Annotated in this window: 14 protein-coding genes and 1 pseudogene; 10 read left to right on the forward strand and 5 right to left on the reverse strand. The window is 72.0% G+C overall.

The window, feature by feature from the left end:
• Positions 1 to 2: 2 nt before the first annotated feature.
• Positions 3 to 890, forward strand: coding sequence for a F510_1955 family glycosylhydrolase (locus tag A6A08_RS09650; RefSeq protein WP_073702222.1), 888 nt, complete (start codon positions 3 to 5; stop codon positions 888 to 890).
• Between the two features lie 206 nt (positions 891 to 1,096).
• Here A6A08_RS09650 and A6A08_RS09655 read toward each other — a convergent pair whose 3' ends face one another.
• From A6A08_RS09655 to A6A08_RS09670, 4 genes are all read right to left on the reverse strand, one after another.
• Entirely contained in the window at positions 1,097 to 1,378 is a 282-nt protein-coding gene (locus tag A6A08_RS09655; protein WP_073702204.1) for a metal-sensitive transcriptional regulator, read from the reverse strand.
• Positions 1,379 to 1,502: 124 nt separating this feature from the next.
• Positions 1,503 to 3,848 carry a cation-translocating P-type ATPase gene (locus A6A08_RS09660; protein WP_073702205.1) on the reverse strand — a complete coding sequence of 782 codons (2,346 nt, stop codon included), beginning with the start codon at positions 3,846 to 3,848 and terminating at the stop codon, positions 1,503 to 1,505.
• Between the two features lie 44 nt (positions 3,849 to 3,892).
• Positions 3,893 to 4,876, reverse strand: a complete 984-nt coding sequence (locus A6A08_RS09665) for a hypothetical protein (protein WP_073702206.1) — start codon at positions 4,874 to 4,876, stop codon at positions 3,893 to 3,895.
• 278 nt (positions 4,877 to 5,154) lie between these two features.
• Entirely contained in the window at positions 5,155 to 7,239 is a 2,085-nt protein-coding gene (locus tag A6A08_RS09670; RefSeq protein ID WP_073702207.1) for a heavy metal translocating P-type ATPase, read from the reverse strand.
• Between the two features lie 403 nt (positions 7,240 to 7,642).
• Here A6A08_RS09670 and A6A08_RS09675 point away from each other — a divergent pair, with 403 nt between their 5' ends.
• The 9 genes and pseudogenes from A6A08_RS09675 (at position 7,643) to A6A08_RS09710 (ending at position 15,857) form a co-directional block, all read left to right on the forward strand.
• Positions 7,643 to 7,993, forward strand: a complete 351-nt coding sequence (locus tag A6A08_RS09675; RefSeq protein ID WP_073702208.1) for an NADH-quinone oxidoreductase subunit A — start codon at positions 7,643 to 7,645, stop codon at positions 7,991 to 7,993.
• Positions 7,984 to 9,087: a hypothetical protein gene (locus A6A08_RS09680; RefSeq protein ID WP_073702209.1), complete on the forward strand. Its 1,104-nt coding sequence runs from the start codon at positions 7,984 to 7,986 to the stop codon at positions 9,085 to 9,087. The genes A6A08_RS09675 and A6A08_RS09680 overlap by 10 nt, the downstream gene beginning before the upstream one ends.
• A gap of 32 nt (positions 9,088 to 9,119) precedes the next feature.
• Positions 9,120 to 9,410, forward strand: a pseudogene (locus tag A6A08_RS29345) (NADH-quinone oxidoreductase subunit H); the annotation flags it as partial.
• 112 nt (positions 9,411 to 9,522) lie between these two features.
• A complete protein-coding gene (locus A6A08_RS29115; protein WP_274534022.1) occupies positions 9,523 to 10,014 on the forward strand; it encodes an NADH-quinone oxidoreductase subunit H in 492 nt (163 codons plus the stop codon).
• Positions 10,015 to 10,022: 8 nt separating this feature from the next.
• Positions 10,023 to 10,586, forward strand: a complete 564-nt coding sequence (locus A6A08_RS09690) for an NADH-quinone oxidoreductase subunit J (protein ID WP_143181734.1) — start codon at positions 10,023 to 10,025, stop codon at positions 10,584 to 10,586.
• Positions 10,583 to 10,981 (forward strand): NADH-quinone oxidoreductase subunit NuoK, encoded by a 399-nt coding sequence (gene nuoK, locus A6A08_RS09695; RefSeq protein WP_242422273.1) that lies wholly within the window; start codon positions 10,583 to 10,585, stop codon positions 10,979 to 10,981. The genes A6A08_RS09690 and nuoK overlap by 4 nt, the downstream gene beginning before the upstream one ends.
• On the forward strand, positions 10,978 to 12,939 hold the full coding sequence (locus A6A08_RS09700; protein WP_073702210.1) for an NADH-quinone oxidoreductase subunit L: 1,962 nt from the start codon (positions 10,978 to 10,980) through the stop codon (positions 12,937 to 12,939). The genes nuoK and A6A08_RS09700 overlap by 4 nt, the downstream gene beginning before the upstream one ends.
• A 3-nt stretch (positions 12,940 to 12,942) precedes the next feature.
• Positions 12,943 to 14,454, forward strand: a complete 1,512-nt coding sequence (locus A6A08_RS09705) for a NuoM family protein (protein WP_073702211.1) — start codon at positions 12,943 to 12,945, stop codon at positions 14,452 to 14,454.
• A complete protein-coding gene (locus tag A6A08_RS09710) occupies positions 14,451 to 15,857 on the forward strand; it encodes an NADH-quinone oxidoreductase subunit N (protein ID WP_242422275.1) in 1,407 nt (468 codons plus the stop codon). Before A6A08_RS09705 ends, A6A08_RS09710 begins: the two co-directional genes overlap by 4 nt.
• Positions 15,858 to 15,888: 31 nt before the next feature.
• Here the strand turns inward: A6A08_RS09710 and A6A08_RS09715 are convergent, their stop codons facing one another.
• Entirely contained in the window at positions 15,889 to 16,215 is a 327-nt protein-coding gene (locus tag A6A08_RS09715; protein WP_242422277.1) for a hypothetical protein, read from the reverse strand.
• Positions 16,216 to 16,459 lie beyond the last annotated feature (244 nt).

A 16,459-nucleotide genomic window follows, 5' to 3' on the forward strand; every position in this document is an offset into this window, starting at 1 on the left:
ACATGAAACAGACGACACGGCTGTCGACGGCCGTGGGCGTGGTGGCGGTCTTGGTCGCCGTGTCGGCCGGGTGCGCTTCAGACGAGTCCGGGGGAGGCGGACGGGACCGGGATGCGGAGTCCGCCGTGGTGGGCATCGACCTGCCGACGGAGGTGTCGCACGTGCACGGAGTCGGGGTTGATCTCGAGGCCGGTGACATCCTGGTCGCCTCCCACGAGGGCCTCTACGTCCTACCTGTTCCAGAGGGGTCTGGAGACGAGCCCGTCGTGCCGGAACGGGTCGGTCCCGGCATCGACCTGATGGGCTTCTCGGTCGCCGAACCGGGGCGCTACGTGGCGAGCGGTCACCCCCACGAGGGTGTCGACATGCCGAATCCGGTGGGTCTGATCGAGTCCCGTGACGGCGGGGCGACCTGGCAGACCCTGTCCAGAGCGGGGGAGTCGGACTTCCACGCCCTGGCCGCGACATCCGAGCGCGTGGTCGGTTTCGACGGGGGACTCCGTGCGACCGAGGATGGAGACACCTGGGAGGCGCTCGACGACGGCATTGAACCGTTCTCCCTGGCGATGGCCGATGGCGGTCGGACCGTCGTGGCGACCACGCAGGGCGGGCTGACGCGCTCGACCGACGGCGGGGCGGCATTCGCTCCCGTCGAGGGGGCGCCGCCTCTGGCGTTGGTCGACTGGGTCCCGGACACGGAGGTCGTCTTCGGCGTCGCGCTGGACGGGGGAGTTCACCGCAGTGAGGACTCCGGTGAGACCTGGGAGGCGACCGGTCAGGTCGCAGGGGAGGTGCAGGCGCTCCACGCCGACGCCGAACAGCTCGTCGTGGTCGCCGACCACCGGGTGAGCAGGTCCACCGACGCCGGGGCCACCTTCCGCTCCTGGTGAGAGCTGGTCCTGGAAACGGCTGGGGCCCGTCGCCATCACTCCCTCGTTCTCGATGAATACCCCCGGAGGTAGGTGTTCGCCATGGCTGTACCTCTGGGGGTGGACGAGGGGCGGCTGTTCGCGTGAGCTGACGGTTTCCTGGGCAGGGCCCCGGACCTACTGGCGGGACGTCCCCCCCAGCGGCGTGGCGCGGTCCCTTCAACGGGTCAGGAGCGGACCAGGCGGGCGATGGCGGCGGAGGCCTCGTCGATCTTCTCCCTGGCCTCGGGGCCTCCGCGGGCGGCGGCGTCGGCCACACAGCAGTGCATGTGCTCGTCCAGGAGTTCCAGGGCGAACGCCTGAAGCGCCCGGGTGGCGGCGGAGACCTGGGTCAGCACGTCGATGCAGTACTGGTCGTCCTCGACCATGCGGGAGATGCCCCGGACCTGCCCCTCGATCCGGTTGAGCCTCTGACGGTTGCGGGTCTTCCTGCCCTTGTCGGCGGCCATGCGCGCCTCCTCGTCTCGTTGCGTCGTGGCGTGTGGGGCCCTCGGGCTGGCCGGTCACCTGGTGCGGACGGGTGGAACGATGCCCCGGACTGTCGCGGTCCGGGGCACCGGCGGGCGCGGCGCCTCAGGCCGCGCGGGCAGCCTCCCCGCGGTCGGCTACGGGGAGCACGGAAGCCGCAGGTGCGTCGTCGTTGCCCTTGAGCGGCTTGAAACCGCGCAGCCTCAGGCTGTTGCTGATGACGAAGACGCTGGAGAAGGCCATGGCCGCGCCCGCGATCATCGGGTTCAACAGCCCCGCCGCGGCCAAGGGCAGCGCCGCCACGTTGTAGGCGAAGGCCCAGAACAGGTTCCCCTTGATCGTGTTCAGGGTCTTGCGGGAGAGCCGGATGGCGTCGGCGGCGGCGCGCAGGTCGCCGCGCACGAGGGTGAGGTCGCTGGCCTCGATGGCCACGTCGGTGCCGGTGCCCATCGCCAGGCCCAGATCGGCCTGCGCTAGGGCGGCGGCGTCGTTGACCCCGTCACCGACCATCGCCACCGTGCGCCCCTCGGCCTGGAGCCGCTTGACGACGTCGACCTTGTCCTGGGGCAGGACCTCCGCGATGACCTCGTCGACGCCGACCTGCGCAGCCACGGTGCGGGCGACCTCGGCGTTGTCTCCGGTGAGCAGGATCGGGGTCAGCCCCAGGTCGCGGAACTGGCCGATGGCCTGGGCACTGGTGGGCTTGACCGCGTCGGAGACCACGAGCACGGCGCGGGCCCGGCCGTCCCAGCCCACGGCGACCGCGGTCCTGCCCTCGGACTCGGCGGCGGCCTTGGCCCTTTCCAGGTCGACGGGCAGCTCCTGGGACCACTCCGCCAGGAGTGAGGTGCGGCCCACCAGTACGGCGTGGCCGTCGACGACGCCCTGGACGCCCTGGCCCTCGATGTTGGCGAAGTCCTCGACGCGGCCGAGCTCACCGGTACGGGCGAGGGCGCCCTTGGCGACGGCCTGCGCGATGGGGTGCTCGGAGGCGTTCTCCAGCGCTCCGGCGAGACGGAGCACGTCCTGCTCGTTCTGGCCCTGGGCGGTGAACACGTCGGTGAGGGTCATGCGGCCGGTGGTGACGGTGCCGGTCTTGTCCAGCACGATCGTGTCGATGCCGCGGGTGGTCTCCAGCACCTCGGGGCCCTTGATGAGGATGCCCAGCTGGGCTCCGCGCCCGGTGCCGACCAGCAGCGCGGTCGGTGTGGCCAGGCCCAGGGCGCAGGGGCAGGCGATGATGAGCACCGCGACCGCGGCGGTGAACGCCGCCGCGACCGAGCCGCCGGTGCCGATCCAGAACCCGAGGGTGAGAGCGGCCAGGGCGATGACGATGGGGACGAAGATCCCGGAGACGCGGTCGGCCAGGCGCTGGACCTCGGCCTTGCCGTTCTGCGCGTCCTCGACCAGTCGGGCCATCTGCGCGAGTTGGGTGTCCGAGCCGACCCGGGTGGCGCGCACGACGAGGCGGCCTCCCGCGTTGACGGTGGCGCCGACCACGGGGGAGTCGGGGCCGACCTCCACCGGCACGGACTCGCCGGTGAGCATGCTCATGTCCACGGCGGAGGTGCCCTCCTCCACCACGCCGTCCGTGGCGATCTTCTCGCCGGGGCGGACGACGAACAGGTCGCCCTCGGCCAGGTCGGCGACGGGGATCCGCTGCTCGGCGCCGTCGCGCAGGACGGTGACCTCCTTGGCGCCGAGTTCGAGCAGGGCGCGCAGGGCGGCGCCGGCACGGCGCTTGGAACGGGCCTCGAAGTAGCGTCCGGCCAGGATGAAGGTGGTGACCCCGGCGGCGACCTCCAGGTAGATGTTGGCCGAGCCGTCGCCGCGGGCGATGGTGAACTCGAAGGGGTGGGTCATCCCCGGCTCACCCGCCGTGCCGAAGAACAGCGCGTACAGGGACCAGGCGAAGGCGGCGATGGTTCCCAGGGAGACCAGGGTGTCCATGGTGGCCGCGCCGAGCTTGAGGTTCTTCCAGGCGGCGACGTGGAAGGGCAGCGCGCCCCAGACCAGGACGGGCGCCGCGAGGGTGAGGGAGGCCCACTGCCAGTAGGTGAACTGGAGCGCGGGGACCATCGCCATCGCGACGACCGGCACCGACAACAGGGCGCTGACGACCAACCGGTCGCGCAGGGGGCGGGTGGGGTCCACGGCGTCGTCGCCGCTTCCGCCCCGGGCGGTGCCGGTCCTCTCCTCTGCGCGGGGTTCGGGGAGGACGGCGGTGTAGCCGGCCCTCTCGACCTGGGCGATCAGGTCGCCGGTGGCCACGGGCGTGCCGTCGAAGACCACGCGGGCCTTCTCGGTGGCGTAGTTGACGGTGGCGGTGACCCCGTCGAGCTTGTTGAGCCGTTTCTCGACGCGGTTCGCGCAGGCGGCGCAGGTCATGCCGCCGATCGCCAGTTCGACCTGGCCCTGTTCCTGTCGTGGGTCCTTGGGCTTCGCGCTCATCTTCGCTCCTGTGGATGTCCGGGGGTACGGCTGTGGTCGTCGGGTCAGTGGGAGTGGCCGGACTCGGCGCCGTCGTCCTCGTCGTGGGCGCCGTCCTGGTCCTCGACTGGAGCGTCGGAACCGTCGACCGCGCTGCCGGCGGTCACGGTGAACTCCGCGGTGCGCACCTCGCCGTCGTGCTTGAAGTCGAGGAAGAGCCGGTAGTCGCCCGTGGAGGGCACCTCGGCCTGGAACGTGATGTCGGGGCCGGGCCCGGTCGCGCCGTCGCCGGGTTCGCCCTCGGGGTGGACGTGCAGATAGGCGAGGTCACCGTCGCGCAGGGCGACGAGGTGGCCGTAGGCGCCGAGGTAGGGCTCCAGGTCGGTGACCTCCTTGCCGTCCTTGCTGACGGTGAGCGTGAGTTCGTTGGTCCGGCCGGGCACGAGCTGGCCGTCGAGGGTGACGGTGTAGCCGTCCACCTCCGCGGTCGGCGCGGGCTCCGGCAGCGGCTGGGGCTCGTGGTCGCCGGGGATCGAGAGGTCCGCGCCGAGGGTGAGTCCCTCCCCGTGCTCCTGCGGGACGAAGTCGGCGAACATCCGGTAGGGCCCGGGGGTATCCAGTTCCAGAGGGATGCTCCAGGTGCCGTCGTTGGCCATCTCCGGGTGCACGTGCTGGAAGCCGGTCATGTCGCGGCCGACCACGATCAGGTGCATGCGCTTGTCGTGCGACTCAGTGAAGGCGGTCACGGGCTCCGCGTCGGGCCCGAGGACGCGGAACGACAGGGATTCCTCCTGGCCCGCCTTGTCGGGGACCTCGACGGGATCGAGTGTGTAGCCGTCCTGGGAGATCTGGAGGCCGGAGGGGACGTGCGCTGTGGTCGTGGGGGTCCTCTGCCCGTCCGACGCGTCGTGTTCGGTGCGGCCGCTGTCCTCGGTCGCGGTCGCGGTGGCGGGAAGCAGGGGGCCGACCAGGGCGCCCGCTCCCATGGCACCGCCGAAGGCCACCGCGAGGCCCAGACCATAGAGCCCAAGCTTGGCTGGAACGTTCATCGTCATTCCTTCGTCTCGTGGCCGGTCTCTCCGACGGCCGTGCGGGCCCTCGGCCCTCTTCGTGTACCGGGACCGCCCTGGGGGCGGTTCCGCCCGTTGGCTAAAGATACGATACCCCCGTAGGGTATCCAAACACCTTCGGTGTCGCAGGCTCGGTCAGGGACCGGGGTTCGGGACTTCGGCCCCTGGCCTTCCTTGTGCCTTTCCGTCCACGGTGCCGAGCCTGGAGCCTCGGCCTGCTCGACCTCGCGGAGTGGAGGGTGCTCGGCGGACACGCCCTAGCGCAGCACCGCCTCCGTGCTGGCCTGCGGGCTCAGGTCGAGCCGTCGCAGGAGCTGGGCGTTCAGGGCCACGACCACGGTGGACAGTGACATCAGCACCGCGCCCACGGCCATCGGCATGACGAAGCCGACCGGGGCGAGCACACCCGCCGCCAGCGGCACCGAGACCAGGTTGTACCCGGCCGCCCACCACAGGTTCTGCTGCATCTTGCGGTAGCTGGCCCGGGACAGCTCGATCACCGACAGCGCCGAGCGGGGGTCGTCACTGGCCAGGATCACCCCGGCGGAGGCGATGGCCACGTCGGTGCCCGCGCCGATGGCCAGGCCCACGTCGGCCCGTGCCAGTGCGGGCGCGTCGTTGACGCCGTCGCCGACCATGACGACCCGGCGGCCCCGTGCCTGGAGTTCGGCGACCTTGGACCCCTTGTCCTCGGGGCGCACCCCGGCGAAGACCTGGTCGATGCCCAGGTCGGCCGCCACCGAGCGGGCCACCGCTTCGGCGTCGCCGGTGATCATCACGACCCTCAACCCGAGGGCGTGCAGGGCGTCCACCGCCTGGCGCGACTCCTCGCGGACCTCGTCGGCCAGCGCGAGCGCGCCGATGACCTCGCCGTCGGCCAGCACGTGCAGGATGATCGCGCCCTCGGCCTTCCATGCCTCGGCGACCGGGAGTTCCTGTGCCCGGTGGGTCCGGAGCATCCCGGGGCCGCCGACGCTGATCCGCGATCCGTCGACCGTTCCGGCCACGCCCACCGCGGTGGAGGCCCTGAAGTCCGTGGCCCGGGGCGCGTCCACGCCGCGACGCTTCGCGGCGGCCACGATGGCGCGGGCCAGCGGGTGCTCGCTGTCGGCCTCCACAGCGGCGGCCAGGGCCAGGACCTCGTCCTCGCCGCGTCCGACGACGGGGGCCACGTGGGTCACCGTGGGCTCGCCCTTGGTCAGGGTGCCGGTCTTGTCGAAGAGGACGGTGTCCGCGGTGCGCATGCTCTCCAGAGCCATGCGGTCCTTGACCAGGATCCCGCCCCGGGCGGCGCGCTCGGTGGCGATGGAGACGACCAGCGGGATCGCGAGCCCGAGGGCGTGGGGGCAGGCGATGACCAGGACGGTGATGGTCCGGATCAGGGCGTCGTCGGGCATGCCGAGCAGTGACCACGCGGCCAGTGTGACGCCGCCGGAGACCAGGGCGAACCAGAACAGCCAGGCGGCGGCACGGTCGGCCAGGCGCTGGGCGCGGGAGGAGGAGTTCTGGGCGTCGGTGACCAGTCGCTGGATACCCGCCAGGGCGGTGTCCTCGCCCACGGCCGTGATCCGTACCCGCAGCGCGGTGTCGGTGGCGACGGTTCCGGCCACGACCTGGTCGCCGGGGCCGCGGCCGACCGGGCGGGACTCGCCGGTGATCATCGACTCGTCCACGTCGGCGATGCCCTCGGTGACCCGGCCGTCGGCGGGGACGCGTCCGCCGGGCCGGACGACGACCACGTCGCCGACCACCAGGTCGGAGGGCGCGACGGTGACCACCTCGTCGCCGACGACCTTCTCGGCCTCGTCGGGCAGCAGGGCGGCCAGCGACTCCAGGGCCGAGGAGGTCTGGGCCAGCGAGCGCATCTCGATCCAGTGGCCCAGGAGCATGATCACGATCAGCAGCGCCAGCTCCCACCAGAAGTCCAGTTCGTGGGAGACTAGGCCCAGGTGCGCGCTCCAGGAGGCGAAGAAGGCCACGGTGACCGCCAGTGCGATCAGCAGCATCATGCCGGGCTTGAGCGAGAGGACCTCGCTGACGGCCCCTGCCAGGAAGGGCCAGCCTCCCCAGAGGTACATCACGGTGCCCAGTACCGGGGAGACCCAGGCCATGCCCGGGACCTCGGGCACGGTGTAGCCGACGATGCCCGCGAACATCCCGCTCAACCCGACCGTGGGCACCGCCAGGGCCAGCATGATCCAGAACAGCCGACGGAACTGGCCCACGTGGTCACCGTGGCCACCATGACCGCCGTGGTGTCCGTGGCCTCCGTGGGCGGTGTGCTCCGCGTGGTCGCCGTGGCGGTTCGTGTGGTGTTCGTGCCCTGCGGTGGTGGGATCCATGAAGGCTCCGTCGCCGTGGTGCGCGCCGTGGTGTTCGTGGCCCGAGTGTCCGCTGTGGGGGGATGGCGTTGTGTTCATGCGGAGAACATATACCCCCTGGGGGTATATGGCAAGGTCTTTTCTGCTGGGAAGGCCGCCTTCCGCCCCTGGGGGGTGGCCGCGGTGGGAGCCCGGCAGTGCTCCACAGCGAAGGAGGTGCGGGAACCGCGCCTCACGCCTGCGCAGCCGGTTCCGCCGGGCGGGTTGCCCGACAGTGGTTCTCTGGCCAGCGTGTTTCCCCCGTCCAGGACACGCCCTGCCCTAGCTTGGTCACGGTGCGGGCGCGACACCGCACTCACCGGAGTTTGCTGTTCGCTGGAGCCGGGTAGCCGCCGGTGGTGACCGACCGGAACAGGAGTGGCAGATGGAGGCTTTCGGCCCGGCCCTCGCCCTCACCGGAGTCGCGATCGCTCTGGTCCTGGGTCTCTACGCGCTCTCCTTCGCGGTGCGCCTGCGGCGTGCGCCGGTGACCGTGGAACCGTTCCTGTCGGGTGCGGCCGTGACCGAGCACGCGGTCTCGCGGTACCACGTGCGCTGGTACGCGGTGACGCTGCTCTTCCTGGCCTTCGACATGGAGATGGTCTTCATGTACCCCTGGGTGCTCGTCGTGGCGGACAAGGGCGTGCCCGCCGTCGTCGAGATGTTCGCCTTCCTCGCCGTCCTGGTCGCCGCGGTCGTCTACGCGTGGCGCGAGGGGGCGTTCCGGTGGACCTGACCGGCTGGCTGCTGCGCCGTGCCGTGCCGTGCGCCTTCGTCGTGACCGCGATCGGAGGGACGGGCGCACGGCTCGCGGTGGAGCGGACACTGCGGGAATGCGGTTGGAAGCAGGCGCTGAGCCCGGCCGAGGCCGACCTCCTGGTGGTCTGCGGGCCCGAACACGCGGACATGGACGAAGCGATCGGCCGGATCTGGGGGCAGATGCCCGGCCCCCGCGCTCGCGTTCGTGCGGAGTCGGCCAACGCCGCCGTACGGCTGCTGGACGAGGCGCGCGTTGACCTACTCGACCTCACCCGACAGCGTGGCGACGCCGACGAACGCGACCGGACTGCGCGCGAACAGGCGGAGTCGGAATCCGACGGGGACGAGGGGATGCCCATGCCGGGCGGAGTCCCCATGGCCGACCGGGGCGAGGACCGCGACGGGCTGAAGCTCGACCAGCTCCACATCGCCCTGGGCCCGGCCCTGCCCGACTGGCCCGCCGGACTGTCCCTGCGCCTGACCCTCCAGGGAGACGTCGTCCAGGAGGCGCAGACGTCGATCGTCGGCGGATCACCGACGACGGTCCCCTTCTGGAGCTCGCCGCCTTCGGAGGCCGGCTCCCCTCCCGCCCAGGCATCGTTCAGGGCGGCCCGCGCCCTGGACTCCCTACAGCGGCTCCTCGCCGTCAGCGGGTGGCCCACGGCCGTGACCGGCCGTCGGCTGCGCGACGCACTCCTGGAGGGAGGCGGACCGACCGGGGACGTACGGCGGGAGGCGCTCCGCTGGCTGCGGCGGGTGCGGCGCTCCCGAATGCTCCGCTGGTCCACCGACGGGCTCGGCCGGGTCACGGACAGGGCTCCGCGGGCGCTGCGCGGTGACACCACCGACCGGTGGTCGCGTTGGCTCGGCACCGTCGAGGAGACGCTCACCGACCCCCATAGTCCGGGTGTACCGGCCGACGCCTCCTGGGAGCAGGCCGCGCACGCCGCGCTGGAACTGCTGCCGTCGCTCGTGGTCGGACAGGAGCTGGCGGCGGCACGGCTCATCGTGGCCTCCCTGGACCCCGACACCGAGGCGGTCGGCGCCTACGCCCCGGAGCGTGACGCGTGAGCGGGGCCGCGCCGCTGTGGTCCGTCCTGCTCGTGCCCGTACTGCTGTTCGCCTTCGGCTACGGCGCCGCGGCGGGGACGGCCGCCCTCCGTGCGCGGGCCGCGGGAACCGCACCGGAGGCGGGGCTGACCGCTCCGGCGCGGGAGGCGGCCCGTCTGCTCGTGCAGCGGCGGCGGACCGTTCCCGGTGCGGACACGCTGCTGTGGCGCCTGGGCGGGGCGATCCTGCCCGTGGCCGCAGTACTGGCGGCACTGGTGATCCCGCTCGGCCCGACGATGATCAGCGACCTGTCGGTCGGCGTCGTGTGGTTCAACGCCATGGAGGTGCTGGCCTGGTGCGCGGTGTGGATGCTGGGCTGGGGAGCCAACTCCGTGTGGGGCCTGGTGGGGGGGCTACCGCTTCCTCGTCCAGGGGCTCTCCTACGAGCTGCCGCACATGTTCGCCCTGACCGCCGCCGCCCTGGCCGCCGGATCGCTGCGGGTGGGCGACATCGTCGCGGCCCAGCAGGAGCAGGTGTGGTTCGCCGTGCTCATGCCGGTGGCCTTCGCGGTCTACCTGCTCTCGGCGCTGGCCATGACGTTCTGGGGCCCGTTCGATACTCCAGTGGGGCGTGACCTGGTCGGCGGCGCGGCCGCGGAGCTGTCGGGGGTGGACCTCCTGGTCCTTCGCGCCGGTCGGTACATGCTCCTGGCCGTCGCGGCGGCGATGGCGGTGCCGCTCTTCCTGGGCGGCGGCGCGGGCCCCCTCCTGCCCGGTTGGGCGTGGACGCTGGTCAAGACGGCGGTGGTCCTGGGGTTCCTGGTCTGGCTCGGGCACCGGCTGCCCGCGGTGCGGACGGACCGGTTCACCGAGGTGGCGTGGGTGGTGCTGGTCCCGCTGACCCTGGTCCAGGCCCTGGTGGTCTCCGTGTACGTACTGGTGCGTTAGGAGGAGGAGTGGCCGAGACGGTCGTGTTCGCTGTCTGCGCCGTGGGCGCGGTGGCCTCGGGCGTCATGGTGTTCGTGGTGGACTCCATGGCCCGGGCGACCTTCGCCCTGCTGGCGTCGTTCGTCCTCACCGGGGTGGCGATCCTGCTGCTGGGGCTGTCCTACCTGGGCGTGCTAATCATCCTCATGATGGTTATGGAGATGATGATCATGGCCGTCTTCATGATCATGTACATGATGAACCCGGCCGGGCTCATGCCGATGACCATGGTGCACAACAAGGTCGGCTCCCTGGCGGTGGCGATCGGCGCGTTCGTCGTCCTCGCCGCGGGTGTGTTCCTCGTGCCCTGGCCCGAGCGCGGGGGCACGCCCCCCGCGGACCCCACACTGGCGCTCGGTGAGGCGGTCATGGGCGAGTACATGCTCGTCATGATGCTCGTGGGACTGGTGCTGTTCGCGACCATGGTGGCGGCCACCGTGCTCACCACCCACCGGGGCCGCTACGACCGCTACGGCGACGACCTGCGACGCGAGCGCCCCGACGACCCCATCGACGGGGGACTGGGCCGATGATGCTGGAGACCTACCTTCTCCTGGCCGCCGCCCTGTTCTCGGTGGGGCTCTTCGGCGCGCTCAGCCAGCAGTCCGTCGTCATGGTGATGATGGGCCTGGAGCTGATGGTCAACGCCGTCATCGTCGCCGCGGCGGCTTTTTGGCTCTACACCTCACCCGAGCGGCCCGACGGCCAGGTCCTGGTCCTGGTCGCGGTCACAGCGATGGCCGTGGAGATGGCGATGGGCTTCGCCGTCACCACCGCCATCTTCCGCGCGCGCGACGTCGACATGGTCGACATGGCCGCCGACCTCGCCGATCACAGCGGCCCCGTCGACCACAGTAACCACGGGCATCATGGAGACCACGGAGACCACGAGCACCACGGCCACCACGGGGACGGTGACGACCGGTGACGGCGGCCCTGTGGGTGCTGGTGGGCCTGCCCGCTACGGTGGGCGCGGTCCTGCTGGTGTCGGGAAGACGCGCCGACCCGGCCGCCGCGCCCTGTGCCATCGCCGCCACGGCCCTGACACTGGCGGCGGCCGTCGTCGCGGCGGCGACCCGTCCGAGTACGTCCGTGCCGATGCTCCCGGGCGTTCCCGCGGGGTTGGCCGTGGACGGACTGTCGGCCGTCGCGGTGGTCACCGTCGCCGCCGTCGCCGCGGCGGTCGTGCTCTTCGCCTCCGCCGAGATGGGGGAGGGGGAGGCGCGCGGCCGCTTCTTCGGCCTCATGCTGCTCTTCACAGCGGCGATGCTCGTCACCGTCACCGCCACCGACCTGTTGACGCTGCTCATGGCGTGGGAGGTCATGGGCGCCCTCTCCTACGCCCTCATCGGCTACTGGTGGCGGGAGGCCCACCGCGTCCGCTCGGCGACGCTGGCCTTCGTCACCACACGGACCGCCGACCTGGGCCTGTACCTGGCCGCCGGAGCGGCTCTGGCCGGAGGCGCCGGCGCCCTCCAGCTCTCCGGGCTGGCCTCTCTGGAGGGCGGATGGCGGGACGCGGCGGTGGCGGGGGTGGCCGTCGCCGCGCTGGGCAAGTCGGCGCAGCTGCCGTTCAGCTTCTGGCTCTCGCACGCGATGGCGGGCCCCAGCCCGGTCTCGGCCCTTCTCCACTCGGCCACGATGGTCGCGGCGGGCGGCTACCTGCTGGTGCGGACCGCACCGGCGATCGCGGCCACCGGATGGGCGGGACCGTTCCTGGCCTGGACCGGAGCGGTCACCGCGATCCTGCTCGGTGCGGTCGCCCTGACCCAGTCCGACCTGAAACAGCTGCTCGCGGCCTCCACCTGCTCCCAGATCGGGTTCATCGTCCTGGCGGCGGGTGTGGGCGGCATCGCGGGAGGAGCCCTGCAGTTCACCGCGCACGCCGCGGCCAAGAGCCTGCTCTTCCTGTGCGCCGGGGCCTGGCTGGCGTCGTCGGGAACACAGGACCTGGGGCGGCTGCGGGGCGTGGCGCGGCGCCGCCCGCTGGTGGGAGCGGTGTTCACGGTCGGGGCACTGGCCATCGCGGGACTGCCACCGCTGGGGATATGGGTGGCCAAGGACGAGGTGTTGGCGGCGGCACTGGCGGCCTCGCCCGCCCTGTACGCCGCGGGCCTGGTGGCAGCGGCGGTCAGTGCTGCCTACGCCGCGAAGGCACTGGCCCTCGTATGGGCGGTCGGCTCCTCCCAGGAGGAGGGCCGAACTGGGAGACATCACGACGCCACCGCGTCGGCGTCGCCTTCCGAGCGGTCCGCTCTGCTCGCTCTGGCTGTCTCCGCCGCGGGACTCGGGGTGTTCGCTCTCCCGCTGTTGGCGCGGTGGTGGCGCACGCTGCTGGGAGCCGCGGGCGAACCGGAGCCTTCGGTGTGGGAGATGGCGGTGTCGGGCCTTCTGAGCACCGCGGTGGTCGTCGGCGTCTGGCTGGTGTACGCGCGCGGTGCCACACGGGTCACGGCCGGAGCTCTGCCGGGCAGGCAGTGGCTGGGCGACTGGCTCGGGCTGGAACGCCTGGTGGACCACGGTGTCGTCCGGCCGACCATGGCACTGGCGCGGAGCCTGGCTGCCTTCGACGACCGCGTGGTCGCTGGCGGTGTCGGGGCCGCCGCCCGGTCCGCGGCCGCGCTGTCACGGGGACTGGTCGCCTTCGACGACCGTTCGGTGGCGGGTGGGGTGCGCGCCGTCGCGGAACTGGGTGTGTCAACGGCCGGGGCGGCTCGAACCCGCGTGGAGACCGCGGTGGACCGCGCGGTGGGAACGGTCGCAGCGGGTGCACGGTCCGCCGCCTCCTGGGCTCTGCGCCCGCAGACCGGTCTCGTGCACCAGTACTACGCCCAAGCGGTCGTCGCGCTCGCCGCGCTGGCCGCCCTCTTCCTCCTGGTGAGGTGATCCGTGCTCTCGATCGTCGTGTTCCTGCCCCTGCTCGCGGGGTTGGCGCTGCTCGTCGTGCCGCGTCCGCGCGACACCGCCGTAGCGTGGACGTGGGTCACGGTCGCCTCCTTGGACCTCGTGCTCGTCCTCGGCCTGTGGGTGAACTACCCGACCACCACAGGTTCGGCGGAGGGCGCGATGGGCGCCTTCGCCTATGAGACGCACCTGCGCTGGATCCCCAGCATAGGAGCGGGCTACCACGTCGGCGTCGACGGGTTCTCCCTGCCGCTGCTGGCGATGACCGCTGTGCTCTTCCTGGCGTGCGCGGTGCACTCCCTGCGCCAGCGGCGGCGCACCCGTGCCCACGCCGTCCTCTTCCTCTTCCTCCAGACGGTCTCGATGGGCCTGTTCAGCGCCCTGGACCTGCTGCTGTTCTTCGTCTTCTTCGACCTGTCCATCGTGGGGATGTACTTCGTCATCGCCGGATGGGGGCACGGCCGGGCGACCCGCTCGGCGACGCAGTTCTTCCTCTACACCTTCCTCGGATCCCTGGCACTGCTGCTGGGCTTCATCGGCCTGTACGTGGCCTCCGACCCCCGCACCTTCGACATGGTGGAACTGACCCGCCAGAGCCCCCTGGAGGGACAGGAGCTCGCCGGAGGGCTGGTGCTGCTCGCCATCGGAATCGGCCTGGCCGTCAAGACGCCCACCGTCCCCTTCCACACCTGGCTGCCTCCCGCGCACACCGACGCCCCCGCGGTCGGGTCGGCGATCCTGGCGGGTGTGCTGCTGAAGATGGGCGCCTACGGGTTCGTGCGCATCGCGATGCCGATCCTCCCCGGGGCCTGGAGCGAGTACGCGATGGTCCTCGTGGTCGTCGGTGTGACCTCGGTGCTCTACGGGGCGCTCGTCGCGCTCGCCCAGACCGACTTCAAACGCATGGTCGCCTACACCTCCGTCAACCACATGGGCTACGTCCTCCTCGGCCTGGGCGCGGCCGGACTCGCCACGGCCGACGAAGCACGGGCAGCCACCCTGGCCGTAACCGGCGGCGTCACGCAGATGGTCAGCCACGGACTGCTCACCGGAGCGCTGTTCCTGCTGGCCGGTGTCCTCCACGACCGGGCCGGCACCTACGACATGGGCTCCTACGGCGGCCTGGCCGCGAAGGCCCCGCTCTTCGCCACCCTGGCCGCCCTCGCGTTCTTCGGATCCCTGGGCCTGCCGGGCCTGTCCGGGTTCATCGCCGAGTTCCAGATCTTCGCGGGCAGCCTCGGCCCGGTTCCGGTGCCCACGGCACTGGCGCTGCTGGGCATCCTCGTCACCGCGGCCCTGTTCCTGCGGGCCCTGCAACGACTGTTCCTGGGCGGCCCCGGGCCGCGCACGAGCCGGATCAGCGACCTGTCCGTCCGTGAGACCGCCGCGATCGCGCCGCTCCTGGCCCTGTCCGTGGCCATCGGTCTCCTCCCGCACTTCCTGCTCGACCGCATCGAACCCGCGGCCCGGGCCCTGGCCGCTCTGGTGGCCGGATGAGCGGTATGGGGGAGATGAACCTGGCCGCTCTGCTGCCCGAGATGATCCTGGCCCTCGCCGCGGTGGGGGCTCTCCTGCTCGGGAGCTGGACGCCCCGCGAGCGACAGTGGATCGTACGGCTGTTCGTGGCCGTCGCCCTCCTCAGCGGGCTGGCGGCCACGCTCCTGGCCGCGGCGGGAGCGTCGGGGCCGACTTCCGGCGTCCACACGGTGGACACCGCCACGCACGCGGTACGCGCCGCCGTGCTGGTGGGAACCCTGGCCACGGTCCTGCTCGCCGCCGACACCTTCGCCGACCACCCGCGCGAGTCGGAGTTCTACGTCCTGCTGCTGCTCGGCGCCCTGGGAACGGTGGCGCTGGCGGGCGCCACCGACCTGCTGGTGCTCGCCGTGGCCTACCTCCTGGCCAGCATCCCGCTCTACGCGCTGGTCGGTTTCGCCAAGGACGGTCCCGGCACCGAGGCCGCCCTGAAGTTCTACCTGCTCGGCGCCCTGTCGGGGATCCTGCTGCTCACCGGTGCCGCCCTGCTGCTCGGCGCGGGCGGCACGACCGGCTACGCCGGACTCGCGGGCGCCCTTCCCGGAGCGCCCCGCGCCCTCGTGGCCGCCGGTGTCGTCGCGGTGCTGGCGGGGCTGCTGTTCAAAGCAGGGGGAGTACCCCTGCACTTCTGGGTGCCCGACGTGACCCAGGGCGCCCCGGTGCCGGTCGCCGCCTTCGTCACCACCGTGCCCAAGATCGGCGCGCTGGTCGCCCTGTACCGGTTGGGGGACCAGGTTCTGGCCAAGGCTCCGCTGGACTGGGCCTTGCTGGCCGGGCTCCTGGCCGCGGCGTCGATGACCCTGGGCAACCTGGGCGCCTTCTTCCAGACGGACGCGCGGCGCCTGCTGGCCTACTCCACCGTCAGCCAGGTCGGCTACCTGCTGATGGCGGCGGCCGCGGTGGGCGGACGCGCCGGACTGGCCGAGCCGGGGCTGCTGTTCTACCTGGGCGCCTACCTGGCGGCCAACCTCGGGGCCTTCGCCGTCGTGTGCGCGCTCCGGGCCCGGACGCTGGAGGAGCACACCGGCCTCTTCCGCCGCCACCCCTGGCTCGCGCTGAGCCTGGTCGTGTGCCTGCTCAGCCTCGTGGGCACCCCGCCCACGGCGGTCTTCGTCGGCAAGCTCGCCCTCTTCACCGCGGCCCTGGACGCGGGCCTGGGCCGGCTCATGGTGCTGGCCGCCGCCAACACCGTGGCCAGCCTCTTCTACTACCTGCGGTGGATCCTGCCCCTCTTCCGGGCCTCCGCTCCGGCGGAGGCGGCGAAGACCGCGTCGGCGCCGTGGAGCACGGGTGTGGCGATCACAGCCGCGGTCGCGTCCCTGGGCATGGGCATCGTGGCGGGCCCGGTCCTCTCCCTGCTGTGAACCGGGGCCATCGGCGCCGGTCGTCCCCTCCTCAGTTCCTGGAGGTCACCCGATGACGGGCGGACAGTGCGATGACGGGCAGGAGCGCCAGGGACAGCACGCCTCCCGCAACGGAAAGCAAAGCGTAGCTCCCGGTCGCCACGACCAGTCCCGAGGCCAGCCCGCCGCCCGTCCCGGCGATGGCCACGTCCACCATCCCCTGGGTTCTGGCACGGGTGGCCAGAGGCACGCTGTCGGTCACGATCGCGGTACCGCTGACCAGGCCGAAGCTCCACCCCAGGCCGAGCAGCGCCAGCGCGAGAGCCAGCAGTGCCACCGAGTGGGGCGGGGCGAGCGCAGCCAGGAGCCCGGCGGCCAACAGCGTCACTCCTGAGGCGGCGGCCACCGGCAGGCGGCCCAGTGAATCGCACCATCTGCCGGGCCTGGACAACCCAGTATGACGGGCCTCATGAACCGGCCTCGACCGCATCCTCGTGCAGGGAGGCGGTGGAGACGATTGGCCCTAGCTCCGATGGTGGCGTGTTCCTGGCACCGTTGAGGCGTCGTTCGTTGCGAAAAGGAAGCGTCTGCCTGAGGGGCACCACTGAGCGCTTTTCATCCTG

This window comes from Nocardiopsis sp. TSRI0078 (assembly GCF_001905145.1).
GTDB lineage: Bacteria > Actinomycetota > Actinomycetes > Streptosporangiales > Streptosporangiaceae > Nocardiopsis.